Annotated in this window: 26 protein-coding genes and 1 tRNA gene; 15 read left to right on the top strand and 12 right to left on the bottom strand. The window is 70.0% G+C overall.

Going from position 1 to position 24,168, the window contains the following annotated elements; translation table 11 throughout:
• Positions 1-320: 320 nt before the first annotated feature.
• From H9Y04_RS16285 to H9Y04_RS16275, 3 genes are all read right to left on the bottom strand, one after another.
• Positions 321-1,289, bottom strand: a complete 969-nt coding sequence (locus H9Y04_RS16285) for a DUF5926 family protein (protein ID WP_187815075.1) — start codon at positions 1,287-1,289, stop codon at positions 321-323.
• A gap of 308 nt (positions 1,290-1,597) precedes the next feature.
• The gene (locus H9Y04_RS16280) at positions 1,598-2,176 is read right to left on the bottom strand and encodes an ATP-binding protein (protein WP_187814600.1); all 579 of its coding nucleotides are present in this window, start codon (positions 2,174-2,176) and stop codon (positions 1,598-1,600) included.
• 105 nt (positions 2,177-2,281) lie between these two features.
• Positions 2,282-3,097, bottom strand: a complete 816-nt coding sequence (locus tag H9Y04_RS16275; protein WP_308800998.1) for a glycerophosphodiester phosphodiesterase — start codon at positions 3,095-3,097, stop codon at positions 2,282-2,284.
• A 211-nt stretch (positions 3,098-3,308) separates the two neighbouring features.
• Here H9Y04_RS16275 and H9Y04_RS16270 point away from each other — a divergent pair, with 211 nt between their 5' ends.
• Both H9Y04_RS16270 and H9Y04_RS16265 read left to right on the top strand, forming a co-directional pair.
• On the top strand, positions 3,309-5,060 hold the full coding sequence (locus tag H9Y04_RS16270) for a trypsin-like peptidase domain-containing protein (RefSeq protein WP_187814599.1): 1,752 nt from the start codon (positions 3,309-3,311) through the stop codon (positions 5,058-5,060).
• A gap of 90 nt (positions 5,061-5,150) precedes the next feature.
• Positions 5,151-7,031, top strand: a complete 1,881-nt coding sequence (locus tag H9Y04_RS16265; protein WP_187814598.1) for an FG-GAP repeat domain-containing protein — start codon at positions 5,151-5,153, stop codon at positions 7,029-7,031.
• A 77-nt stretch (positions 7,032-7,108) separates the two neighbouring features.
• On the opposite strand, the gene H9Y04_RS16260 is transcribed toward H9Y04_RS16265, so the two are convergent.
• Positions 7,109-7,531: a hypothetical protein gene (locus H9Y04_RS16260; RefSeq protein WP_187814597.1), complete on the bottom strand. Its 423-nt coding sequence runs from the start codon at positions 7,529-7,531 to the stop codon at positions 7,109-7,111.
• A gap of 115 nt (positions 7,532-7,646) precedes the next feature.
• Between H9Y04_RS16260 and H9Y04_RS16255 the strand changes: the two genes are divergently transcribed.
• Positions 7,647-7,979, top strand: a complete 333-nt coding sequence (locus tag H9Y04_RS16255) for a hypothetical protein (protein ID WP_187814596.1) — start codon at positions 7,647-7,649, stop codon at positions 7,977-7,979.
• Here the strand turns inward: H9Y04_RS16255 and H9Y04_RS16250 are convergent.
• Positions 7,957-8,856 carry an oxygenase MpaB family protein gene (locus H9Y04_RS16250; protein WP_187814595.1) on the bottom strand — a complete coding sequence of 300 codons (900 nt, stop codon included), beginning with the start codon at positions 8,854-8,856 and terminating at the stop codon, positions 7,957-7,959. The genes H9Y04_RS16255 and H9Y04_RS16250 overlap by 23 nt on opposite strands.
• Positions 8,857-9,024: 168 nt before the next feature.
• On the opposite strand from H9Y04_RS16250, the gene H9Y04_RS16245 reads away from it, so the two are divergent.
• The gene (locus H9Y04_RS16245; RefSeq protein WP_187814594.1) at positions 9,025-9,681 is read left to right on the top strand and encodes a pyridoxamine 5'-phosphate oxidase family protein; all 657 of its coding nucleotides are present in this window, start codon (positions 9,025-9,027) and stop codon (positions 9,679-9,681) included.
• Between the two features lie 28 nt (positions 9,682-9,709).
• Here the strand turns inward: H9Y04_RS16245 and H9Y04_RS16240 are convergent, their stop codons facing one another.
• Both H9Y04_RS16240 and H9Y04_RS16235 read right to left on the bottom strand, forming a co-directional pair.
• Complete coding sequence (locus H9Y04_RS16240) at positions 9,710-10,609, bottom strand: amidohydrolase family protein (RefSeq protein ID WP_187814593.1); 900 nt, start codon at positions 10,607-10,609, stop codon at positions 9,710-9,712.
• A gap of 1 nt (position 10,610) precedes the next feature.
• Positions 10,611-10,859 (bottom strand): GntR family transcriptional regulator, encoded by a 249-nt coding sequence (locus H9Y04_RS16235; protein WP_187814592.1) that lies wholly within the window; start codon positions 10,857-10,859, stop codon positions 10,611-10,613.
• A 135-nt stretch (positions 10,860-10,994) separates the two neighbouring features.
• Here H9Y04_RS16235 and H9Y04_RS16230 point away from each other — a divergent pair, with 135 nt between their 5' ends.
• Both H9Y04_RS16230 and H9Y04_RS16225 read left to right on the top strand, forming a co-directional pair.
• Positions 10,995-11,336, top strand: coding sequence for a hypothetical protein (locus H9Y04_RS16230; RefSeq protein WP_187814591.1), 342 nt, complete (start codon positions 10,995-10,997; stop codon positions 11,334-11,336).
• Positions 11,336-11,641 carry a hypothetical protein gene (locus H9Y04_RS16225; RefSeq protein WP_187814590.1) on the top strand — a complete coding sequence of 102 codons (306 nt, stop codon included), beginning with the start codon at positions 11,336-11,338 and terminating at the stop codon, positions 11,639-11,641. The genes H9Y04_RS16230 and H9Y04_RS16225 overlap by 1 nt, the downstream gene beginning before the upstream one ends.
• A 742-nt stretch (positions 11,642-12,383) precedes the next feature.
• Here the strand turns inward: H9Y04_RS16225 and H9Y04_RS16220 are convergent.
• Positions 12,384-12,468, bottom strand: a tRNA-Ser gene (locus H9Y04_RS16220).
• A gap of 176 nt (positions 12,469-12,644) precedes the next feature.
• Here H9Y04_RS16220 and H9Y04_RS16215 point away from each other — a divergent pair.
• Positions 12,645-13,160, top strand: a complete 516-nt coding sequence (locus H9Y04_RS16215; RefSeq protein ID WP_308800997.1) for a hypothetical protein — start codon at positions 12,645-12,647, stop codon at positions 13,158-13,160.
• A 138-nt stretch (positions 13,161-13,298) separates the two neighbouring features.
• Here H9Y04_RS16215 and H9Y04_RS16210 read toward each other — a convergent pair whose 3' ends face one another.
• A complete protein-coding gene (locus tag H9Y04_RS16210) occupies positions 13,299-14,168 on the bottom strand; it encodes a bifunctional DNA primase/polymerase (RefSeq protein WP_187814589.1) in 870 nt (289 codons plus the stop codon).
• 378 nt (positions 14,169-14,546) lie between these two features.
• Between H9Y04_RS16210 and H9Y04_RS16205 the strand changes: the two genes are divergently transcribed.
• The 6 genes from H9Y04_RS16205 to H9Y04_RS16180 all read left to right on the top strand — a co-directional run bounded on the left by H9Y04_RS16205 (position 14,547) and on the right by H9Y04_RS16180 (position 19,868).
• Positions 14,547-14,858, top strand: a complete 312-nt coding sequence (locus H9Y04_RS16205; RefSeq protein ID WP_187815072.1) for a hypothetical protein — start codon at positions 14,547-14,549, stop codon at positions 14,856-14,858.
• Positions 14,859-15,036: 178 nt separating this feature from the next.
• On the top strand, positions 15,037-16,203 hold the full coding sequence (locus H9Y04_RS16200; RefSeq protein ID WP_187814588.1) for an acyl-CoA dehydrogenase family protein: 1,167 nt from the start codon (positions 15,037-15,039) through the stop codon (positions 16,201-16,203).
• Positions 16,204-16,220: 17 nt separating this feature from the next.
• Positions 16,221-17,177 (top strand): bifunctional MaoC family dehydratase N-terminal/OB-fold nucleic acid binding domain-containing protein, encoded by a 957-nt coding sequence (locus H9Y04_RS16195; protein WP_187815071.1) that lies wholly within the window; start codon positions 16,221-16,223, stop codon positions 17,175-17,177.
• Positions 17,177-18,298: an acyl-CoA dehydrogenase family protein gene (locus tag H9Y04_RS16190; protein ID WP_187814587.1), complete on the top strand. Its 1,122-nt coding sequence runs from the start codon at positions 17,177-17,179 to the stop codon at positions 18,296-18,298. Before H9Y04_RS16195 ends, H9Y04_RS16190 begins: the two co-directional genes overlap by 1 nt.
• Positions 18,295-18,705: a MaoC family dehydratase gene (locus tag H9Y04_RS16185; RefSeq protein ID WP_187814586.1), complete on the top strand. Its 411-nt coding sequence runs from the start codon at positions 18,295-18,297 to the stop codon at positions 18,703-18,705. The genes H9Y04_RS16190 and H9Y04_RS16185 overlap by 4 nt, the downstream gene beginning before the upstream one ends.
• Positions 18,702-19,868, top strand: a complete 1,167-nt coding sequence (locus H9Y04_RS16180) for a lipid-transfer protein (RefSeq protein ID WP_187814585.1) — start codon at positions 18,702-18,704, stop codon at positions 19,866-19,868. The genes H9Y04_RS16185 and H9Y04_RS16180 overlap by 4 nt, the downstream gene beginning before the upstream one ends.
• A gap of 86 nt (positions 19,869-19,954) precedes the next feature.
• On the opposite strand, the gene H9Y04_RS16175 is transcribed toward H9Y04_RS16180, so the two are convergent.
• A complete protein-coding gene (locus tag H9Y04_RS16175; protein WP_187814584.1) occupies positions 19,955-20,332 on the bottom strand; it encodes a hypothetical protein in 378 nt (125 codons plus the stop codon).
• 627 nt (positions 20,333-20,959) lie between these two features.
• Between H9Y04_RS16175 and H9Y04_RS16170 the strand changes: the two genes are divergently transcribed.
• Positions 20,960-21,319: a hypothetical protein gene (locus H9Y04_RS16170; protein WP_187814583.1), complete on the top strand. Its 360-nt coding sequence runs from the start codon at positions 20,960-20,962 to the stop codon at positions 21,317-21,319.
• 60 nt (positions 21,320-21,379) lie between these two features.
• Here the strand turns inward: H9Y04_RS16170 and H9Y04_RS16165 are convergent, their stop codons facing one another.
• Positions 21,380-22,597, bottom strand: coding sequence for a hypothetical protein (locus tag H9Y04_RS16165; RefSeq protein ID WP_187814582.1), 1,218 nt, complete (start codon positions 22,595-22,597; stop codon positions 21,380-21,382).
• A gap of 116 nt (positions 22,598-22,713) precedes the next feature.
• Entirely contained in the window at positions 22,714-23,079 is a 366-nt protein-coding gene (locus tag H9Y04_RS16160) for a hypothetical protein (protein WP_187814581.1), read from the bottom strand.
• Positions 23,080-23,275: 196 nt separating this feature from the next.
• On the opposite strand from H9Y04_RS16160, the gene H9Y04_RS16155 reads away from it, so the two are divergent.
• A complete protein-coding gene (locus tag H9Y04_RS16155) occupies positions 23,276-24,121 on the top strand; it encodes a DUF1906 domain-containing protein (protein ID WP_187814580.1) in 846 nt (281 codons plus the stop codon).
• Positions 24,122-24,168: the final 47 nt, after the last annotated feature.

Raw genomic sequence — 24,168 nt, 5'->3', positions numbered from 1 at the left:
GGCCCGAGCGCGGGCATGGAAAGGCCCGGTCGCTGGCGACGGGGGATGCACCAGCGACCGGGCTACTTGAACGGTAACAAGAGATCTGCGGTTCGCAAATTCGATCTCGGCCGGTATCGGCCAATCCGCTGGGGATTTACCGGGGAAGGCCGGGAGTTGTGACCGGTCTCATACCTTTTCTATGGCTTTCCTGTGGGCCCAGGCGATCATGAATGGCCTTTTCTGATCACTCGGTGATCGCCATCGGGGTGCCCAATAGGCCGCTCCGGACTGACCGGCCGGTCAGCCCGGAGCCATTCGCCCGGGGCTCGGCCGCCCGGTCAGCTCAGCGTGACCTGCCGGTTGGTGAGGCCGCCGCGGGCGCGACGCTCCTCACCGGTGAGCGGGGCCTCGTCGGCGAGCGCCGTGGCGAGGCGCTCGGCGAACTCGGCGGCGGGCTTCTCGACATCGGCCGCGCTCATGCCGGTCGGCAGGTCCCATACGGGGACCATCAGGCCGTGCGCACGGAACGAGCCGACCAGGCGGGTGTTCTCGCCCAGGCTCGACGTGCCCGCCGCGTGCAGCCGCGCGAGCGCGTCGAGCAGCTTCTCCTCGGGGTGCGGCATGACCCAGCGCAGGTGGTTCTTCTCCGGGGTCTCGCACCAGTACGCGGAGTCCACGCCCGTGAGCTTCACGGTCGGGATGGCGGCGGCGTTGGCGCGCTCCAGGGAGGCGCTGACCTCGGTGCTGGCGTTCTCCGCGTCCGGCACCCAGAACTCGAAGCCCTCGTGCACGACCGGCTCGAACGGGCCCTTGGGGTCGAGGAGTTCCTGCAGGCGCGGTCCCTCGCCCGAGGTGCGGCGGGCGGCGATCGGGTTGCCCGGCTCGGTGGTGAGCGCCTGCGTGAGGATGTCGGCGAGGTCGCGGCTGAGGTCGCCGGAGGACGTGTCGTTCTGCAGCCCGATGAGGACGGAGCCGTCCTCGCGGCGCAGACCCGGCCACGCCATCGGCAGCACGGTCGCGAGCGTCACCGAGGGGACGCCCTCGGGCAGTCCGTCCTTGAGGGTGAGCTCCACCGTGGCGGCGGGCACCAGTTCGCGCAGCGCGACCCAGTCGCACTCGCCGGGCAGCCCCTCGAACGGGCGGTGCACCAGCTCCGTCACGGCCTGCGCGGCGGCGCGGCCGTGACAGGCCTTGTAGCGACGGCCCGAGTTGCAGGGGCAGGGCTCGCGCGCGCCGACGACAGGGATCTCCCCGTCGATGATCTGCGCCTTCTGCGGCTTCTTCGTCTGAGGGCGCTTCTTGGCCATCGTGCGTCTCCCGGTCACGGCTTGGGCGGTACGGCGGTGAGCCTAGCCGCTGCGGGCCGCGCCGTAGGCCGGACAGAACCCGCCCTCCCGGGGGCCCGCCCCTATTGAGGCTATCGGTGCCCACTGACAACGCCCGGCCGGCAACAGTGGACGGTCTCGGCTCGACTGCTTCGGCTCGACCCCTTCGGTTTGACCGCCTCGGCTCGACCGCCTCGGCCCGGCAGCGTCCCAGACCCTCAGCCCTTCAGACCCTCAGACCCTCAGACCCTCAGACCCTCAGACCCTCAGACCCTCAGACCCTCAGCCCCTCAGCCGAGTTCGCCGAACACCTCACCAGGCCCAGTGACACGCGTAGCGAAGTCCTCGCGATGGTGGCCCGTCGTGAGGACGACCCAGACCGTGACCTCGCCGGACGCGCCGTCGCGTACGCCCCAGTCGTCGGACAGCGCCGCGATGATGCCGAGCCCCCGGCCGCCGCGCGCCGTGACCGACGGCGTGGCTGGAACTGGTCGGGTCGGACCGCCTCCGTCCGTCACTTCGACCGTCAATCGACCGGATTTGTCCAGTCGCCAGGCCGCCCGCACATTGCCGTCCCCCACGGTCGCCGCGTCTCCGAGCGGTCGGCCATGCCGGCAGGCATTGCTGAGCAGTTCGGAAAGGATCAGGACGGCATCGTCGATGACAGCTTCGGATACGCCGCTGATACGCAGCTGATCACGCATGCAATGTCTTGCTCGTCCTACGCCTGCAGGACCATGAGGTACGGCCATGCTCGACGACGCCGGCACCTCCTGTGCCACCACCAACGCCACCCCCGAGACCTCCTTAGCCCCACGCCACGGTGTGGATGCCCCAATGGACTGGACCGGAAACCGGCCAATCCGCATACGAGACACCGTTATGACCGCCTGATGACGCACTCGGGGCAAACGGACACGCTCCGAACGCGCCGGTGCACTCTGCGTGAGTGACGGCTGTGGGTGCTGTTCAGCTCAGCTGCGGCCGAGCTGCTCCAGGACCGCCCGCGGGCGGTTGGTGATGATCGCGTCGATGCCGAGCCGGACGCAGAGGTCCACGTCCTCCGGCTCGTTCACCGTCCATACGTGCACCTGGTGCCCGGCCCGCTGCAGCTTCTCGATGTACGCGGGGTGGTTGCGCACGAGCCGGATGCCGGGACCAGCGATCCGTACTCCTTGTGGCAGCCGGCCGTCACGGGTGCGCGGCGTCAGGAACTGCAGGAGGTGGACGGTCGGCAGGGTGGGCGCCCCCGCCCGGACGCGCTGCAGGGAACGGGCGGAGAAACTCATCACCCGTACCGGAGAATCCGCCGGTGTCTTCGGAGCGTCCAGGCCGAAACGCTTGAGCAGCAGAAGCAGCCGCTCCTCGACCTGGCCCGCCCACCGGGTGGGGTGCTTGGTCTCGATGGCCAGCTCCACGGGGCGGCCCGCGTCCGCGACCAGTTCGAGCAGCCGCTCCAGGGTCAGTACGGAGGTCTCCTCCCAGTCCGGGCCGTCCTCCCTGTTCTTCCAGGAGCCGAAGTCGAGGGCGGCGAGGTCGGCGAGCTCCAGGGCGGAGACGGCTCCGCGGCCGTTTGACGTACGGTTGACGCGCCGGTCGTGGACACACACGAGGTGTCCGTCGGCCGTGAGCCGGACATCGCATTCCAGCGCGTCCGCGCCGTCCTCGATCGCCTTCTTGTACGCGGTGAGGGTGTGCTCGGGGGCGTCCTCGGAGGCGCCGCGGTGGGCCACCACTTGAATGGGGCGGCTCGGCCGGGGGTCGCTCTGCGGGGTTTGTGCGGAAGTCACCGCGACATGGTGTCACTCCTCGGGGTACCCGTGGCGTAGGTCAGGTGACCTGACGGAGTCTCAGCGGATGCGCCGGTTCCGGCCGCCGCCGAGGATGGGCGACGGATGCACAGGTGCGGCTTACGGCGCCCTGACGTCCGGTGGGAAAGGCTTGCGGAGCATAAGTGCGGCCCAATAGAAGAGCTGACGCCGTGGATCGAGGAGTAGAGCTGTGAGCACCGAGAACGAGGGCAACGAGGTTCCCCCCGCCCCGTCCGTACCTCCTGCGCCTCCGTCTTCTTCCCCGGAGGAAGCGGCCGCTTCTTCTGCGGGAGGTGCTGAGCCGGCTTCTTCCACGGGAGGTGCTGCGCCCGCTTCCTCTACGGGAGGTGCTGACGCGCAGGCCGACGGAGCCTCTCCTTCAGTCCAGTCGGCGCACCCGGTTGAGCCGACGGCGCACGCCCAGCCTTCCGCGCCCCCCGCGCCTTCCGCGCCCTCCGGTCCCTCTCATGACGAGAACGTGACCGCCCCCCTGCCGCCCGTGGCCGCGGGCGAGACGGCGCAGCTGCCGCCGGTTCCGCCGACGGGTGCGCCGCACCAGGCCGCACAGCCCGCCGCGCAGCCCTCAGCCGGTCACGAGTCGGCCGGGTTCGGGCAGGCACCCCATAGCCAGCCCGGCCAGCACAGCCACTACGGCCAGCACGCTCAGCACGCTCAGCACGCTCAGCCCGGACACCCGGGTCAGCCCCAGGCGGCCGGCCCCGACGGCGGCTGGCCGCCGCAGCCGCCCGCCACCCCCGCGTACGCGAACGGCGGCGGTGGACAGGAATGGGGCGCGAGCTACCAGCCGGCCCCCGCGTCCCCCAAGTCCCGCAGGGGCGGCCTCGTCGCGGGCGTGCTCGCCGCCGCGCTGGTCGCCGGTGGTGTCGGCGGCGGCATCGGCTACTGGGCCGCCGAGCGCAATGACAGCGGTACGGACTCCACGACCGTCTCCGCCTCGGACACCCCGGCCGACCTCAAGCGCGAGCCGGGCACCGTCGCGGACATCGCGGCCAAGGCGCTGCCGAGCGTCGTGACCATCGACGCGCAGGGCGGCGACGGCGAGGGCGGTACGGGTACCGGCTTCGTCTACGACCGCGAGGGCCACATCCTCACGAACAACCACGTGGTGGCGACGGCCGCACAGGGCGGCAAGCTGTCGGCCACGTTCTCCAACGGCAAGAAGTACGAGGCCGAGGTGATCGGCCGGGCGCAGGGCTACGACGTGGCCGTGCTCAAGCTGAAGAACGCCACCGGCCTCAAGCCGCTCGCCCTCGGCGACTCCGACAAGGTCGCGGTCGGCGACTCGACGATCGCCATCGGCGCGCCCTTCGGGCTCTCCAACACCGTGACCACCGGCATCGTCTCGGCCAAGAACCGTCCGGTCGCCTCCAGCGACGGCTCAAGCGCCGCCCGTTCGTACATGAGCGCGCTGCAGACGGACGCCTCGATCAACCCGGGCAACTCCGGCGGCCCGCTGCTCGACGCGCGCGGCGCGGTCATCGGCATCAACTCCGCGATCCAGTCGGCCGGCAGCGGCATGGGCGGTCAGCAGGCGGGCTCGATCGGCCTCGGCTTCGCCATCCCGGTCAACCAGGCGAAGAACGTCGCCCAGGAGCTGATCAAGAACGGCAAGGCCACGTACCCGATGATCGGCGCCTCGGTCACCATCGACGAGACCAGCCGCGACGGCGGCGCGCGCATCACGGAGAAGGGCGCGGGCGGCACCGAACCGGTCACCCCGGGCGGGCCCGCGGACAAGGCCGGCCTCAAGCCCGGCGACCTGATCACCAAGCTGGACGACCGCCCGATCGACAGCGGTCCGACGCTGATCAGCGAGATCTGGACGCACAAGCCGGGCGACACCGTGAAGCTTACGTACGAGAGGGACGGCAAGGAGCACACGGTGGACGTGGTGCTCGGGAGCAAGGGCGAGGCGGAGTAGCCGTACGGGGCGGATGAGGAGTAGCCGTACGGAGTGAAAGCCGAGTAGCCGTACGGGGCGAATATCCGAACTTGGGTAGGTATCGCCCTCATGGTGATTCCCTTCGTACGGTCCTCCGTCCGTTGCGCCGTTCTGGTCGCGGGTGCGGCCCTCGTCTGCGCGGGGGCCGTGGTGCCGCCCTCGGCCGTGGCGGCCGAAGCGCCCGTGGGCGTGAGCGTCACGGAGGGGAGCACCGCGCAGTACGTGGCGACCCGTACCCAACAGGGCGTCGCCGGCGAGGAGTTCACGTACAGGCTCTCCGGATCCGGGTCCGCCGCATGGGGCGAGATCTCGGCGGGCCAGGCCTTCGACTGTTCAGCGGCAGGTTCCGTCCTCACCTGCACCGCCCACGAGGTCACCGTCCCGAACGAGCGGGTCGTCACGGCCCAGGTCGTGACCGAGGAGGGCACCGCGGGCAGCACGTTCACCATCGACGCCGCTTCGCCGGACGGCACGCAGACCCATGCGTACACCGTGGCCGGGCGGCCGAGGAGCACGCAGTCGCTGACCGGTCAGGGCGCGCACACGCTGCGGATCAAGGCGCCGGCGTCGGGGGCGACGCCCCGCTTCGGCTCCGGCTACGCGTTCGAGGGCTATCACATCTCACCCCCGCAGTTCACGTTCGAGCTACCGCAGGGCGTGACCGAGGCGGCGTCCGAGTGCACGCAGTCGGGCAGCACGGTCACCTGTCGTCGTACGAGCGGTGGATACGGCGACTACGAGGTGCCGGTCACCGTCGCTCCCGACGCGCCGGGCGGCCGGACCGAGACGGCGGGCACCGCCTTCCGCAAGAACGAGTGGGGCGCCGCACTGGGCGTCGACACCGGCACGCCGTTCGTCCTCGACCTCGAAGTGGCGCCGCCCGGCGGCGAGATCGCCCCGCGCCACGACCACGACGGCGACGGCCGCAGCGACATGGCCGCCTGGTATCTGTACGGCGACCGCCACTCCGCCCTGCACACCCTCCTCGCGAACGCCGACGGCACACTGCGGCAGCCCTTCGGCTCGTACGCCTCGAACCCCGGCAGCTGGAACGTGAGTCGGATGCAGTTCACGACCGGGGACTACAACGGCGACGGGCGCGCGGACGTCGGGCTGCTCTACGACTACCAGGGCGGCAAGGTCAGCCTGATCACCGCGCTGGCGAAGCCGGACGGAGGCTTCGCGCGGCCCGTGGCCTCCTGGCAGTCCAAGCCCGGTGGTTTCTACGGGAGTTCGATGACGATCCAGAGCGGGGACTTCAACGGCGACGGCCGTGACGACATCGCCGCCTGGTACGCGTACAGCGCGGGCGGCAATCGGATCTTCACCTTCGCGGCAGGGCCCGACGGCGGGTTCGCCGCCCCCGTGGCCGCGCACGAGGAGACCGCGTCCTGGCAGCGCAGCCGGAGCAAGCTGCTCACCGGCGACTTCAACGGGGACGGGCGGGACGACCTGGCGGCTCTGTACGGGGCGGAGGACGGCACTCTGACGGCCCACAGCTTCCTGTCCACCCCGGTCGGCGGCTTCACGCGGACCGCCTCGTGGAGCAGCGGGACCTTCGGCAGCTTCACCCGCGCCCATCCGCACGCCGGTGACTTCGACGGTGACGGCGTCGAGGACCTCGCCCTCTGGTACGACTACGCGGACGGCCGCGACGGCATCTTCACCCTGAAGGCCTCGGCCGACGGCCGGTTCGCCGCCCCGGTCGGCGCGTACCAGGCGCGGGCCGGGAGCTGGACGTATCCGAACATGAAGGTGCTCACCGGCGACTACGACGGCGACGGCCGCGCCGACATCGGCACGCTGTACGGGTACGGCGACGGCCGCATCGCGATGTTCACCTGGCCGGGCACGGCGAGCGGCTTCGGCGCACCGAGGACCGGCTGGCGCTCGGACGGCAAGGGGTACAACCACCGGGCGGCGACGCCGGTCCGCAGCTACAACCACTGAGTTGCCGTACGGCAATGGTGCTGCCGTACGACAACTGGGCCGCGGGGGATCTGCGTCGAGGCCCCCGCGGCGTGAGTTCAGCGCACCGTGACCCGCAGCGGCTGTGAAGCGGTGCACTCCGGCGGGGAGTTGAGCATCGTGTACGCGTCCGACTCGGGCGCGGTGCAGGCGATGACGCGCAGCGAGTTGGGGCCCTTCATGCCGAGCCTGACGCGCATGCTGTAGGTGCCGTCCTTCTTCGTGCGCACCTGCGCCGGCAGGCTGACCCAGCCCTTGCGCTGCCACTGCTGCAGCGTCACTTCGGTGCCCGCGGGGAAGGCGGCGGCCTTGCCTCCCACACGGAACTCCTCGTGCACGGTGACGGACCGGGTGGTCGCCAAGGCGGTCAGCGTCGGGGCCTGTTCGGTGTCGGGCTCGTCGGCCGCCGCGGCGCCCGTGGCCGCGGCGGACAGGAGAAGCCCGGCGGTCACGAGGGCGACGCGTGCCGAAGTGTGGTTCATGTGCGGTCCTTCAGGTGGGTCGGCGGCGGTCTTCGCCGCACAGGGAGGCTGAACTGCCCTCCTGCTGCGGCGTGTTACCGGACAGCGGGACCTCGCGGTCCCGATACTGCCCGGGGTGTACGCCAAGACCTTGCTCCCTGCGGCCCTGCTTTTCACGCTCGCCACTCCGGCTGCCGCCGCCCCGCCTCCCGTATTCGATCCGGTGGCGGAGCCCGGTTCGTCCTCGGCGGAGTGGACGGACTCGATGGGCTCGATGGGCTCGACGGACTGGACGCTGGACCTCGTGGAGGATCCGGTGACCGTGGTTCAGTACGCGGGGCCCGGCGGGAAATCCGTCGAGGTGACCTCAACCTCCTTCTGCGGTACGGGCGATGGCGCCAGGTCGATGAGTCAGTCGGTGACGAGCTCGCACGGCTCGACGACGATCACCCAGTCGATGTGCGGCTGAAGTCCACCGGACATCCCCGGATCCCCGGCCGAGGCCAGGTGCCGAGTTCCTCGACGCGGTAGCCGTCGGGATAGCCCTTGATCTCCCGGTTCTGGCGCGCGAAGTGCGGTGCCGCGCGCGGCGGCAGCAGCCGTACCGCACGGCCCCGCAGCCGCACCGCGCTCCGGACCAGGGAGCGGGTGCGGGCCGGCGGAGCCTCGTAGCGGAAGGCGCGCAGCAAGTGGTCGTCCAGGAGTGCCAGGACGCCGGTGCGCAGCAGCGGGGCGAGCGGGCGCGGGTACCAGGAGGCCATGAGGTCGAGGGTCGCGTCGGAGACCTCGCGCGCGCGGGCGTCCCAGCCGAAGTGGGTTTCCTCGTAGGAGTCCAGGCACTGCTCGAACTCCTCGTAGGTGGCGGGGATGTCGGCGATTCCCATGTGCCGGCCGAGCGTGCGGTAGTACGTCACGGTGGCCACGGTTTCGTGCCGGGAGAGCCGTCGCCATCCGTACGCGTCGATCCAGCGCTTGGGCATCACGACGAACGTGCTCAGGACATAGCGCATGTCGTCGTCGCCGATGTCGTAGCTGCGGTGCATCTGATTGATCCGGCGGATGGCGCTGCGCCCCTTGTCGGACGAGAAGCCGAACTCCACCACGGTGTCGAGCAGCAGCGCGGTGTCGTCGTACCGCTTCTGCGAACGCCCTGTCAGCTCCGCGGTCTCGGCGAGCAGCCGGCCGATGGAGGGCACGGCGTACGTGCGGTACAGGGCGAGTTCGAGCGCGCGGGTCACATCCCAGGGGAACTCGTACGCGACCATGAGCCGGTAGATCTCCAGCGCGTCGCGCTCCGGATGGAGCCGCCGGATCTGCGCGAGCCGCTCGTAACGCTTCGATGCCATGGGTGCCCTCTCCTGCGGTACGGGTGATGGCCGTGCCTCGAGCGGACAGTAGCCGCGCCCGAGGGCGGCCGCGAGGCTGTACGCCTCTTGTGGACAACCCTTGCCAAGGCCGGATTTCGTTGCCAGCATGCTCGTCCCCGACGGAACACGTGCACGGGTGAGGCAGGAATGACGGAAATCGCAGTGACGGAGCGCACGCGGCACCGGCGGATGAAGGAGAACGGCAGCACGCGGCGGGCGGATCTGGACGCGATCCTGGCGGCCGGGTTCGTCTGTCATCTGGGCGTCGTCGTGGACGGGACGCCGATGGTGGTCCCCACGGTGTACGGGGCGACCGCCGACGCGCTCTACTTCCACGGCTCGGTCGCCAGCCGCAGCCTGAGCCAGGATCCGCAGCCCGAGGTGTGCGTCACGGTCACGCATGTCGACGGTCTGATCCTCGCGCGCTCCGTCTTCGAGCACGGCGTCAACTACCGCTGCGCGATGGTCTACGGCACCCCTGTCGCGGTCACCGGCGAGGAGAAGCTCGAAGGGCTGCGTGTTCTCACCGAACAGTGCGCTCCGGGCCAGTGGGACTACGCCCGCCGCCCCAACCGCAAGGAACTGGCCGCCACCACGCTCCTCAAGCTTCCCCTCGACGAGGTCTCCGTCAAGATCGCCGCAGGCCCGCCGGACGACGGCGACGGCCCCGACGCCGCCTCGGGCCGCTGGGCGGGCAACCTCCCCCTCCACTCCGCGTACGGTCCGCCGGTCCCGGCACCGGAGGTTCCGGCGGGGGTGCCTGTCCCGGGGCATATTGCGGCGATGCGGCTGGGTTCTGTGTAGGGGGCGTACCGCGTATGGGCTCTTCGGCTTACGGGCGGTGCTTGTCGGTGCCGACTCCGAAGAGTCCGGCCGCGTTGTCGTGGCAGACCGCGCGCAGCCAGTCGTCGCCGAGCTCCAGGCGTTCAAGGGCCTGGAGTTGGTGCACATACGGATACGGGATGTTGGGGAAGTCCGTGCCGAGCAGGATGCGGTCGCCCAGGTCGGCAAGCCGGGGCAGGGCGCCGCGCGGGAACGGTACGAACGCCTCGCTGAAGTCGGTGAACGCCATCGTCGTGTCCAGCCGGACCTCGTCGTACCGCTCGGCCAGGCCGAGGAACTCCTCGTACTCGGGCATGCCCAGGTGCGCGATGATCAGCCGCAGTCGCGGGTGGCGGGCCAGGACCTCGGCGACGGGGCCCGGGCCGGTGTGCCTGCCGGGCGAGGGCCCGGAGCCGCAGTGGATGACGACGGGGATACGGGATTCCGCGAGCAGCCCCCAGACCTCGTCGAGCTGTTCGTCGGCCGGGTCGTAGGCGCCCACCTGTACATGGGCCTTGAAGACCCGCGCGCCGCAGTCCACGGCCTCCCGGACGTAGGCGGCGGCATCCGGCTCGGGATAGAGGGTCGCGGTGTGCAGGCAGTCGGGCGTACGCGCGGCGAACTCGGCGGCCCAGCCGTTCAGCCAGCGGGCCATGCCGGGCTTGTGCGGGTAGATCATGGAGGTGAAGGCGCGGACGCCGAACTCCCTTAGCAGGGCGGTGCGTTCGGCCTCTTCCTTCCGGTACGTGATCGGCCAGGCGAGCCCGCCGGTCATCGGCCCGACGGAGTCGAAGTACGCCCAGACCTTCTTCATCACCTGGTGGGGCATGAAGTGGGTGTGTACGTCGATCAGTCCGGGCAGTGCGAGTCCGCTCCAGAAACGGCGTATCGCGGCGGCTTCTGCGCCCATGTCAGGCGTCGCGGTCCTCTGGGCGGGTGGCGAAGGAGCCGAGGCCGACCTCCGCGCGTACGTAGCCCTCGGCCTTGAGGTGGGCCAGCGCCTTCTGGGCGGTCGAGGTGGCCACGCCGAACTCGGTCGCCAACTCGACTACGGACGGCACGCGGGTGTCGACCGGATAGGTCCCGTCCTCGATGCGGGCAGCAATGGCCGCGGCTACCTGGCGCCAGATGGGACGGGTGCGATCGAGCTCCGCATTCATGCAGTGGACGCTAAAAGACTGCGGTAGACCTCGCGACCGCAGTAGACTGCGGTAGACCGCGATCGGTAAGTACCCCCGCGACGGAGGCAACCGCCCGGGGGCATGGCCATCAGCGAAACCCAAGGAGCTGACGACATGAGCGACCCTATCGGCACCCTCATCCCCTGGGTGAGCCTTCTGCTCGGTGCCCTCGCCGGGCTGTGGATTCCCGTCCGCGCCGGACGGTCCGGGCCCCCGGCTCCCGTACGGCTGGACCAGCCGGCCCTCTGGCCCGACCTCGCACCACCCCCGCCCCACCGCAGCCCGTACAGCCTCGGCCTGTTCCTCGCCGAAGCGGCGGATCCGGGCGCGAGCCCTCTCGTACGCCCGTATCTGACCGCCCACGAACAGCACGAGCGGCGCCACGCGTTGATGCTCGCGACGTACGGGATCGACGCCCCCGGCCCGTACTGGATCCACGGCGTGGAGGTGGCCTGATGTCGCATTCCGAACCGCCGCGGCCCCGTCTGCTCCCCTGGGTGGGCCCCGAGGGCAAGCCCTGCTACCTGATCGGGGACGGCACGGGCCCCGTCTCCCGTATCGCCGACGCCGTGGAATCCACCCAGCTCGCCATGGCCGACGACCTCGTCGCCCACGCCCGTGTCATGCTCCCGAGCGCCACGACAGAGCCCGAACTCCGCTACCTGGCCGCTCACTTGACGGAAGCCCTGGCCACCACACTGCGCATCGCCCACGCCCGCCCTCGCGACGCTCGGCCTCAGGGCCCCGCGTCGCAGACGTAGCCGTAGACGCAGCTGTGCCGACGGCTACAGGCTGTCGAGGAACCGGAGGACGGAGGAGAGCACGCCGTAGCGGCTGCGGCATGTCCAGTTGCAGTACCGCCGTCTGCGCCACCGACTCCGCTGTTCGACCGGCTCTTTGCACCAGCGGCACGGCCGTGTCCGCACGAGCCTGCCACGTCCCCACCACCCCATGCCGCGGACTGTAGCGCTGCCGAGCCCGGAGCACCGCGGGCTCAAGGACCCACCGGCCATCGCGCGGGTGTACGCGGGTGTAACAGTGTCGGGCTATGGGGGGGTGGTCGTAGCCGTGTGGGCTAGGGTCGGAGTCAGGTCTCCCTGTGCCGTCCGGGCGCGGTGGTTGAGGCCGCGTCCCGTGGCAGAGCGAGCCTGCGGCGTACGTGTTGATCGCCGGGCCCGCCTCGACTCCCGCTGAGGCCAACGGGTCCGGTGCGTCCCGCGGAGCAGGTTCGAGGCCCGGGTTTCCACGCCGCCGGGTTCTGCTCTCCGGGAGTGCTCGGGTGGCGACGGCGCGGGAAGCTTCGAGGTCACCCAGGGCATGCGGCCGCTGCCGAGTCGGCGGCCGCCGCCATGTCCCCGCACCCTCGCGCGGCGGGTCCTCACGGTGACGGGATCGCGGGAGCACCCCAACCCGTCTTCGTGCCGAGAGGGCGAAGGCGCATGCGAAAGGGGTGCTCCGAAAACCGGGGCACCCCTTCTGACCAGCACCTACGCTGACCTGCTGCGGTGGGTGTGGGATTTGAACCCACGGTGACTTGCGCCACGACGGTTTTCAAGACCGTTCCCTTAGGCCGCTCGGGCAACCCACCTCGCTCCGCCCTCACCTGCTGCGGAGCAGAGGCCAGCCTACCGGGCGTCGCAATCGGTGGGGGAGCTCGGGCCGGGCCGGGGGTGTGGTTCCGGAGGGATCGTACGACTCAGGGGGTGCAAAACTGTTCTGCTTCCCTATCAACTGCCCTGTGCATCACCGGTGTTGAATCGGAAGGTGACTCTCGCATCGGACGATCCGGCCTCGGCGCAGGCGGATCCGCTGTCGGCATCCCCGCCGTCGGCATCCCCGGCGCCGGCGGACGCCTCCACGCCCTCGCTGCGCGCCGAGATCACCGCGCTGCGCGAGGAAGCGGCGCGTATGCGGGCGCTCGCGCACCGGCGGGCCGCGTTCTGGACGAAGGCCGACATCGCCTTCGGCTTCCCGGCGGCGCTGCTCGCCGCCGTCTCCGCAGCGACGGGTCTCGCGACGGCCGACGCACGTGTGCCGGCCGCGCTCCTCGCCCTCGCGTCGGCGGGGTTCGCGGCCGGCGCGGGGTTCCTGCGCTGTGACCGGCGCGTGCTCGGCAACAAACGGGCCCGCACCGCGTGGGCGGCGTTGGAAGGCCGGGCGGCCGTGGCGCTCGCCCGGTCCTCCTTGACGCCGGACGATCTGGCCGGGCTGCAGGAGCTGCGGCTGGTGGCCCTGGGCGCGTACGACGCGGAAGATCCGCCGACGTCGACCGCCGACTGAGACGGACGACGGACACGGACGACGGACACGGCCGACGGACACGGCCGACGGACACGGCCGACGGAGACGGCAGGCTGCGACGACAGACCCGTGCGACAGGCCGGGACCGGAGTCCGAGCCAACAGCCCAAGCCGCCGCTCAGACCTCCCGCCCCGCCGTCAGTCGTGCCGCCGAGGCGATCGTCGCGCGGGCCTCGCGTTCCGTGAGGCCCGTGCGGACCGCCGCGTCGGTCAGGTGGCGGGCCAGGTCGTCGCCGATTCCGTTCTCGTACGCGCGGCAAGCCGCCCAGAACAGGCGGGTGTTGCGCTGGCCCACGCGCGCGCCGAGGACGAACTGGACCAGGCCGCGGCCCTGATGCGAACCGCCCGCAGGCGCCGCCTTCGTACGAGGGGCAGGGGTGAGGAGGCGGAGCAGGGCGCGCGGGCAGGGTGCGGGCGCGAGGTGGGCCGTGCCGGGGGCCGTGCTGTAGACGCCGTGCTCGCTGCGGGAGCCGGGGCCGACCAGATAGCCGCCGGCGCCGCGGACGTCGATGCCGGGGGCCAGACGGCTGGCCGAGTTGGGCACGACGATGTCGGGCGGACCCGAGAGCCACAGATGGCGCCCGCCGCTCGGGGTCATCACGACGACCGTCGGCGGGATCGTGAAGAGGTGGCGTAAGGCCAGCTCGCGCAGGAGCGCCGAGGAGTCCGTGCCCGTCTTCGTATCGAGGTCGATGCCGATGAGGTGGTGCGGCGGGAGGCCGCACGCGATGCCGTAGCCCGTGGACCAGGGGGCCGCGGCGAAGAGTTCGCGGATACGGAAGGGGTCGGTGCTCGCGTCGTACACACCGTGCCCGGGGCGGCCGCATTCGCCGTGGCACTGGGGTGCGTCCACGGGGTCCTCGTGGTGCGGGGAGCGCAGAGCCGGGAGCTTCGTGCGGGAGAGGGGGATCACGGCGAGGCCGCGTTCGGCTGCGGACAGGGCGTGGGCGAGGGCCAGGGTCGTGGCATGCCGGTCGAAGGTGGCCATGTGTTCATTTTCGTACGAGTGTTCGAAGAAGGGAAGAGGGGATCCCTGCCTCGTATGGGTGAGTGGCGGGGGTGGTCGGCCCTCCCGAGCCGGAACGCTTCCTCTCTTGCGGCGCCTCGCCCGGTGGCCTTCCGGAGTCGTCAGCGCGCCGCTGACCTGCGGCAATTATGGGTTCGTGCAGGTTTATCGACTTGTCCTCACACTCGCGGGGGAAAGATCCGCTGAGGGGTGGTTCGCCGGGGATTGCGTGGGCAACTCTGATCTCGCGACGTCGTGCACATCGCCAAGGTGGTCGGCCAACTGCCCTGGCAAACACCGCACTTACCGGCTCAGCCGGTTCTGATCCGCCGGGTCCGCCCGGTCGATGGAGGAATTGACATGGCAAGCATCCGTACCGCCCGCATCATTGCCGCCGCTGCCGCCCTGCCCCTCGCAGCCGCCCTCTTCACCGGGGTCGCACAGGCCGACAACGGCGGGTTTGCGGACGACGGATCGAACACGAGCGTGGCCAGCATCGTCGGCAGCGGTGTGGGCAAGAACAACAACGGCAACTCCGGCACCAACCAGCAGGTGGCCACCGGCGCCGGCGCTTCCAACCAGAACAACCAGGCCCAGGTGAACGGTTCGGGCTTCACCGCCATCCACCAGTCGAACGAGAACGTCGAGGTGAACTTCACCGAGCTCTGGTAGGCCCGGGACCGGATGACCGGCCCGAGGGGGATGGGGGAACGCTCGCGCGGCGGTGCCGGAAGGTGCCGCCGCGCAGGCGTGTTCGCGGCCATGGGCGAGGTTGTGCACCTTGACACCGATAGGCATCTGACGGACAGTCAGAAACCTTCATTCGTACGAGGTCAGGGAGGCCGCCGCCGTGCACCTCGCCCCAACCGAGCGCCAGCAGGAGCTGCGCGCCGAGCTGCGTGCGTACTTCCGGGACGTGATGCCGCCCGACCGCACCGCGCTCGCCGACGACCCCGCCGCACAGCGCCGGCTCCTTCGGCGGATCGGCGCGGACGGCCGGCTCGGGCTCGGCTGGCCCGAGGAGTACGGGGGCCAAGGGCGCGGTCCCGACGAGCAGTTCGTGTTCTTCGACGAGGCGTACCGCGCGGGTGCGCCCGTGTCGATGGTGACGCTGAACACCGTCGGCCCGACGCTCATGAAGTACGGGACGCAGGAGCAGAAGGACTACTTCCTGCCGCGGATCCTGAGCGGCGAGATCGTCTTCGCGATCGGGTACAGCGAGCCCTCGGCCGGCACGGATCTCGCGTCGCTGCGCACCAAGGCCGTACGGGACGGGGAATCCTGGCTGATCGACGGCCAGAAGATCTTCACGTCCAACGCCCAGAACGCCGACTGGATCTGGCTCGCCTGCCGCACCGACCCCGACGCCCCCAAGCACAAGGGCATCTCGATCATCCTGGTGCCGACCGACGCGCCCGGCTTCTCCTGGACCCCCATCCATACGGTGGGCGGCCTGACCACCACGGCCACGTACTACGACGGGATACGGGTCCCCGCCGGCAACCTCGTCGGCGCGGAGAACGAGGGCTGGGGGCTGATCACCAACCAGCTCAACCACGAGCGCGTCGCTCTGGCCGCGATCGGCATGCAGGCCGAGGACTTCTACGCGGAGGCGCTGACGTATGCCCGTACGCCTGATCCGGTGACGGGAAAGCGTCCGGTTGACGTTCCGTGGGTGCAGTCACGGCTGGCAGAGGTGCATGCACGGCTTGCGGCAACACGCCTGCTCAACTGGCGACTTGTGGGGGATGTGGGGGCCGGGACGCTCGCACCCGGCGACGCCTCGGGCGTGAAATTCGTGGGAACCGAATCGGCCGTCGAGGTGTATCGAATGTGTCAGGACATCACGGGCGCCGCGGGCACGGTCCGCGGCGGCTCGCCGGGGGCGTTCGGGGACGGCGAGCTGGAGCGGATGAACCGCGCGGCCCAGATCAACACCTTCGGGGGAGGGGTGAGCGAGGTGCAGCGGGAGATCGTGGCCACGATGCGGCTCGGCATGAGGAGGGTGAAGCGGTGAGCGACGGCCTTTCTGAGGTGTCGAGGACCGACGGCCTGCCCGAGGAGTCGAAGGGCGACAGCCTGTACGAGGAGCTGAAGGCGTACGAAGGCCTGCCCGCCGCCGAGGGCGGGGTGGGCCGCGACCTGGTCAACGAGCCGATGATCAGGCACTGGTGCGAGGCGATGGGCGATACGAATCCGGCGTACTCCGGGCCCGACGCCATGGCTCCGCCCACGATGCTCCAGGCCTGGACGATGGGCGGGCTCGGCGGGCATCAGGGGCGGTCGGCCGCGCAGGAGGAGCTGTTCGCGCTGCTCGACAAGGCCGGGTTCAGCTCGGTGGTGGCGACGGACTGCGAGCAGGAGTATCTGCGGCCGCTGAGGGCGGGCGACGAGATCACCTTCGAGGCCGTCATCGAGTCGGTGTCCGAGCGGAAGACCACCAAGCTGGGGACCGGGCACTTCGTGACGACGCGGATGGACGTCCGGGCGAACGGGGAGCCGGCGGGCACCCACCGCTTCCGGATCCTGAAGTTCGCGCCGGCCAGGCGTACTTCGAAGAAGGAGTCCCAGAAGCCCGCGCGGCGGCCGCGGCCGGTGGTCAACCGGGACAATGCCGGCTACTGGAAGGGCGTCGAGGAGCACAAGGTGCTCATCCAGCGCTGCACGGAGTGCTCGGTGCTGCGTTTCCCCTGGCTGCCGGGCTGCAACTCCTGTGGCAGCGCGGGATGGGACACAGTCGAGGCGAGCGGCGAGGGCACCGTCTTCAGTTACGTGGTGATGCACCACCCGCCCTTCCCGGCCTTCGATCCCCCGTACGCGGTGGGGCTGATCGAGCTCGCCGAGGGCGTGCGGATGATCAGCAATGTGGTGGGGGTCCCGCATGACGAGGTGCGGATAGGGATGCCCGTCCACCTCGAATTCCTGAGGGTGGACGAGGAGTTGGAGGTGCCGGTGTTCCGGCCGGTGGACTCGGTGGGGAGGACAGCCTGATGGATTTCACGCCTACGGAGGAGCAGTCGGCCGCGCGGGAGCTCGCCGCGCAGATCTTCGGTGACCTCTCGACGCCGGAGCGGCTCGCGGCGCGCGGTCCCGGCACGGACGCCGAGCTGTGGAAGGCGCTCGGGTCCTCCGGGCTGATCGGCGCCGTACGGGACATCGGGCTGCTCGGGCTCGTGCTGCTTCTGGAGGAGCAGGGGCGGACCACGGCACAGGTGCCGTTCGCGGCGAGCTGTGTGTATGGGCTGCTCGCGGTCGACACCCATGGCACGGACGAGCAGCGGGCGCGGCTGCTGCCGGGGTTCGAGGACGGGTCGGCGGTGGCGACGGGGGCGTTCCCGGCTGCTTCGGGTGTACGGGCGGACGGGGCCGCGCTCACGGGCAGGGTCGCCTGGGTGCCCTGGCTTCGGGACGCGAGTCATGTGCTGGTCGCGGCGGCCGATCACAGTCTGTGGATGGTGCGGACTGCCGATGCCAGGGTCGAGGACGTCGAGCTGACCGCTCCCTGGTCGGGCGGGCGGCTGCTGCTCGACGGCACACCGGGCGAGCGGATCGGGGGCGAGGGAGCGTACGAGCGGGTGCTCGCCGATGCGCGGACCGCCTTCGCGGGGGTGCAGGCCGGGGTCTGCGCCGGATCCCTGGCCCGCGCGGTCGAATACACCTCCGTACGCGAGCAGTTCGGCAAGCCGCTCGCGGCCAAGCAGGCCGTGCTGCTGCGGGCGGCGGACGCGTATATGGACACCGAGGCGATCAAGGTCACCGCGTACGAGGCCGCCTGGCGCAGGGACGAACTGCTCGGCTACCGCGAGGCCGCACTGACCGCGGCCTGGTGGGCGGCCGAGGCGGGCACCCGCGTGGTGCACGCGGGCCAGCATCTGCACGGTGGCATGGGCGCGGACCTGGACCACCCCGTGCACCGGCACTTCCTGTGGGGGCGGCAGATCGCGGCGTATCTGGGGTGCGGGGCCGAAGTGCTCGCCGAGCTGGGCGAGTTGATCGCGGGCCCGGTTCCTGATGGCGGGAACGCGGGCCAGGTGCCTGCCGGTGAGATCGCGGGCCCGGTGCCCGCCGGTGAGATCGCGGGTCCTGCGCCCGTGGGAGAGGAAGCGCGATGAGTGCCGTCCGGACCTGGGCGCCCGGCGACGAGCTGCCGCCGCTCAAGATCCAGGTCACCCGCACCCTGATCGTCGCGGGCGCCATCGCCTCGCGCGACTACCAGGACGTGCACCATGACGCGGAGCTCGCGAAGGCCAAGGGCTCCCCCGACATCTTCATGAACATCCTGACCACCAACGGCCTGGTCGGCCGCTACATCACCGACCACTTCGGCCCCGGCGCCGTGCTGCGCAAGGTAGCGATACGGCTCGGTGCGCCCAACTACCCCGGGGACACGATGGTGTTGACCGGCAAGGTGACCTCCGTGGAGGAGAACACCGCGCAGGTCGCAGTGGTCGGGGCCAATGGGATCGGCAAGCACGTGACCGGCACGGTCACCGTGCTCATCGGCGGGGAGGCGTCATGAGCGTCCGCAACCGGGACAGTCTCGGGGGCAGGGCCGCGATCGCGGGGATCGGCGCGACCGAGTTCTCCAAGGACTCCGGCCGCAGCGAGCTCAAGCTCGCCGTCGAGGCCGTGCAGGCCGCGCTCGACGACGCCGGGCTCACCCCGGCCGATGTCGACGGCATGGTCACCTTCACGATGGACACCAACCCGGAGATCACCGTCGCCCAGGCGGCCGGGATCGGCGAGCTCTCCTTCTTCTCGCGGATCCACTACGGCGGCGGCGCGGCCTGCGCGACCGTCCAGCAGGCGGCGCTCGCGGTGGCGAGCGGGGTGGCCGAAGTCGTCGTCTGCTACCGGGCGTTCAACGAGCGGTCGGGCCGCCGCTTCGGCTCCGGCGTACAGCAGCGCGAGCCGTCCGCGGAGGGCGCGGCGCTCGGCTGGTCGCTGCCGTTCGGCCTGCTCACGCCCGCGTCCTGGGTGGCGATGGCGGCACAGCGCTACCTCCATGCGTACGGTCTGACGCCGGAAGCCTTCGGACATGTGGCCGTCACCGACCGCAAGTACGCGGCGAACAACCCCGCCGCGTACTTCTACGAGAAGCCGATCACGCTCGCCGACCATGCGGCCTCGCGCTGGATCGTCGAACCGCTCAGGCTGCTCGACTGCTGCCAGGAGACGGACGGCGGACAGGCGATCGTGGTGACCAGCGTGGAGCGCGCCCGCGAGCTGCGGCACAAGCCGGCCGTGATCGCCGCGGCGGCGCAGGGCGCGGGGCGCAAGCAGGAGGCGATGACCAGCTTCTACCGGGACGATCTGACCGGGCTGCCGGAAATGAGCGTGGTGGCCAAGCAGTTGTGGCGCACCTCCGGGCTGCGGCCCGAGGAGATCGACGTCGGGATCCTGTACGACCACTTCACCCCGTTCGTGCTGATGCAGCTGGAGGAGTTCGGCTTCTGCAAGCCGGGCGAGGCCGCCTCCTATGTCGCCGAGGAGGCCCTCCCGATCAACACCCACGGCGGGCAGCTCGGCGAGGCGTATCTGCACGGGATGAACGGGATCGCGGAGGGTGTGCGGCAGCTGCGCGGCACCTCGGTGAACCAGATATCCGGGGCGTCGAACGTGCTGGTGACGGCGGGAACAGGGGTCCCGACGTCAGGGCTGGTCCTCGGCGCGGACGGGTGACCGGAGCGGAGTGCCGAACCTCCTGAACTCCGCCCTGTCACAGGGGAGTTCAGGGGCTCCGGCACTGACTGGGCGTCGGGTGGAAGCTACTCGTTGAAGGGCGCGGACTTCACGGTGGCACCGCCGCCGTTCCAGGAGAGCCACATCTCGTACTGCTCGTTGAAGCCGTTGCCGACGTTGTAGCCCTTCTTCGCGCTGCACCCGGAGTCGCCGCCGTCGGTGAGGGTGAGCCGGATGGTGGTGGAGCCGCCCGGGTACACCTGGACCAGTTCACCGGTCACGCCGTGACCGTCGGCGTTGGTGTCGCAGACCTGGAAGGTGTCACCGTCGTCGTAGTACTTCATCCAGCCGTGGCCGTTGCTGATGGTCTTGTCGGTATCGGCCAGTGCCGGCGAAGCCGTGAAAACAAGCAGTGTGGCCACGCCCGTGCCGGCCACGGCTATACGGGAAAGAGTCTTACGCATGGTCCCCTATTTTCCTTTCCTCGCCGCTTGAATACACGGCAGTGAGCTGACTGATCGCCGCCGAGCTTAGGCCAACTGCCTTTAACAGCAAGCGATTTCGCAGGGATATGGTCGAAGATCGAGATATACGCAGCGTGATGAAGGGCGAGGAGGGAAAGTAGGACACTCGTTCGTTGTGGTGCGTGAAGGAGTGGTGAATGTGTGCACAAGCGAGCAAGCGGACACGGTCTGTATACCTCTCAGGCGAATGTGACCTGCGCCACACGTGTGCGCCCTGGGTGGCCAAAGTGATCAACACCCTTTGTTGCAGGTGCAGTTGGAGCCTCGGGAGGGGTGGGGGGCGGGGTGACGGACGCCCCTGCTGTGATGTGTGCCACACGTGTAGAGGTCGTGTGCACCCCGTGTACTCGTATGTGCATTTGTGATTCACCCGATGCTTCGCATTTCTCGCGTGTTGCACGCATGCCTCGGGCAGACGTCCTTCAGGCGTTGCTCTCCGTGAGGGAGGGGCGCGGTGCTTTCCTCGCGAAATCGCTTGCTGAGAAAGCGCGTTGACCTAGGCTCGGCGGCGATCAGTCAGCTCACTGCCGTGTTTTCGCGCGGCGAGTACAACAGAATGAGGGGACCATGCGTAAGACGCTTTCCCGTATAGCCGTGGCCGGCACGGGCGTGGCCACACTGCTTGTTTTCACGGCTTCGCCGGCACTGGCCGATACCAACCGGACCATTACGAGCAGCCACGGGAAGTTCACCTTCATCGACGACGGTGACATGTTCGAGGTCTGCGACACCAAGGCCGACGGGTTCGGCGTCAAGGGGCGTCTGCTCGAGTCCGGCACCAATGACTTCGTGCTCACGGTCGAGGACGGCGGCGACGCCAACTGCGGCAAGGACGGCTACAACATCGGCAACCTGCGCGACTATCAGATGTGGCTCACCTGGAACGGCGGCGGCGCCCCGGTGAAGTCGATCTGGTTCAACGAGTAGAGATCACGCAGGAACAACGGGCAGGGAAGGCAGCGCTGTCCACTCGTCGCGCTCTGTGCGTCAGCGTCGGGTGAACAGCGGTGTCCACCGTCCTGGGGCGTCGAGGTCCGGCTGCTGGAATCCGGAGAGCGGCACCACGGCCTCCTCGTCCAGGCCGACGAGGATCAGCTGGTTCCTGAACTCGCCTGATCCGGGCTCGCATCGCGCGGGGTCGCAGCGCCAGGCGATCAAATGGCGGTCGTCCGCCCAGGTGAGCAACTGCTGTCCGGGGACGAGCCCGGCGCGTTCGCCGGTATCCGTGTCGAACACCTCCGAGGCGATCGCCGCGTTGTCCTGGGTCATCCTGCCTGCGAGCAGCTTCCCGTCCGGCGACGTGCCCGCATCGGCACGGTCCGGATTCCTCTCCCCCTCCGGTACGGGCATCTCCTTGCCTCGTACGTCGAGGAACGCCTTGCCCGGCGACATCTGCGAGGGCTCCCAGACGAGCGTGCCGTCGTCGCTCCAACCGAAGTCCTGCCGCCCGGCGGCGACCATGCTCCGTGCGTTCTTCCGTACCGGCCGAGCCGTGAACTCCGCCTTCCTGTCGGCGACATCGATGACGTAGAAGCCGCTGCGGCTCGCCTTCGGCCCCGGCAGCACCTTGTCGTTCACCTGCTGGGGCGCGTCCTTGAACAGTCCGTCCGGGTCCAAGTCGTAGGCCGTGGCGAGCAGGCGCGTGCCGTCCGGAGAGAACTCCAGACTCCCGACCCCGTGGTCGGTCTCGATCCAGCTTTCCACCTTGCCGGTGCTCAGGTCGAGCAGCCCGATCCGGTCGGCGGGCAGTCCCCGCTCCAGGACCGCGGCCCTGCGCAGACCGGGGGCGACATCGAGCCAGGCCCAGTCGGTCGGCTCATAACGCTGGTTCGCCGGATCGAGCAGGGACCACTGATAGCTGACGGTCCCGTCGCCGTTCGGCAGCTTCACCGGCTTTGCCGTGTAGTACGCGGAGAGTACGGACTCGCCCGCCGCGATGAGCTCGCGCGGCGGTGACTGATCGGGATGCGCCACCACGCCCGTGACGGAGCGTGCGGGCGTGGAACTCCCTTTGCCCGCACCGCCGTTCGCCACCAGGGCCACCACTGTGCCCGCGACGAGGAGAGCCGCGGTGGTGCAGACGAGCACAAGCTTGCGCAGGGAACGGCGGCGCTGCGCCCGCATCCCCTCCTGAACCGAGTAGCCGGTCGGCCGCACCTGCCGTGCGGAGCCGGTACGGGTCTCGCGGAGCTCTTCGGATTTCATGAGGTTTCTCCACGGGAGGGAATGCGGGTCTGCTCGTCCTGCTGTCGCCGGTCGGCGCACGTACCCGCGAACGGCTACTCGGCGCTACGGAACGGCCATTCGGTCCTGCGGAACGACTACTCGTTGAACCACTCGGACTTCACGTCGTAGCCGTCGCCGTTCCACGACAACTGCATCTGGTACGAGCCGAGCTGGCCGATGTTGTATCCCTGCTTCGCGCTGCACCCGGCGTCACCGCCGTCGGTGAGGTAAAGCTTCTCGTCGTAGTTGTTGTCGATCAGCCGGCCGGACACGCCGTGACCGTCCGCCAGGGTGTCGCAGACCTGGAACGTGTCGCCGTCGTCGTAGAAGGTCATCCAGCCGCGGCCGCCCGGGATCTTGATGGTCTTGTTGGACACGGCCTGCGCCGGTCCGGCGGTGGCGACGAGCACGGAGGCGATGGCAAGACCGGCGACGGCGAAACGGGAGAGCGATGTGGCCATGGAGTCCTTCTCTCGGTGACGGGCGGAACCCAGCCCGGCCGAGCGTAGTAAGCGCGTTCGAGCGGCGTCCGGAGGATGGCGCACATGTGATCCTCGCCATGTCCATGCAGATCGCTGCTGCACAGGACGGCTGAACCTGAGGGCTGTCTGGGCGTGTCCCCGGGGCCAGGCGGGGCCGTGACCGTTCACTCGTCGCATGCGCCCTAGCAAGCTGATCATTGGACTACTGGTCCTGGTGGCCCTCACCGGCCTGCTCTCGGCACCGTCCGCGGCGGCACCCGGCGACGGGCAGTCGCCGACGGCGCAGCGCGCCGGGGCCGGCCTGGCCGGGACCAGGATGTTCCGCGGCTGGGCCTTCGACACCTGCCTCACGCCGGATCTGCGCACCATGGCCGCCTGGCGGCAGTCGAACTTCCGCGGGGTCGCCGTGTACTTCGGCGGCCGCGGCCGCTTCTGCCGCAAGCAGCCGAACCTGACACGGCACTGGATGCGCCAGGTCGACCGGATGGGCTGGAACGTGCTGCCGGTGTACGTCGGCTCGCAGTCGCCCTGCGTCCTCGTACCGCACAAGAAGAAGGTGCGGATCGGCCGCGACGCCTGGGGCCAGGGCCGCAGGGAGGGCCGCGACGCGGTCCGCCGCGCGCGGGCGCTCGGGATGAAGCAGCGCAGCGCGCTCTACCTCGACATGGAGGCGTACACGATGACGAAGTGGCAGTGCCGCAAGCCGACGCTGAGCTTCGTGCGCGCCTGGAACCGCGAGGTTCGCGCGCACGGCTTCGTGCCCGGTTTCTACTCCAGCCTCGGCTCCGGCATCTGGCACATGGAGCGGGCCCGCAGGGCCGGCTACGCGGATCTGCCCAGCGTTCTCTGGTACGCACGGTGGAACGGCAAGCCGCGCACGCTGCCGATCCCCGGCATCCCCGCGCACGCCTGGCGCGCGAGCATCCACCAGTACCGTGGCCCGAAGAAGGAGAGGCACGGAGGCCGCACCCTGGAGATCGACCGCAACCTGGTGAACGCCCCGGTGGCCCGGCTCCGCTGATCCGGCCGGGACCAAGTCCCGCCCTCTGATCCGGCCGGGTTCACGTC

The sequence above is a fragment of the Streptomyces polyasparticus genome, assembly GCF_014493765.1.
Lineage (GTDB): Bacteria > Actinomycetota > Actinomycetes > Streptomycetales > Streptomycetaceae > Streptomyces > Streptomyces polyasparticus.
This window is presented reverse-complemented; position numbering and strand designations above follow the sequence as displayed.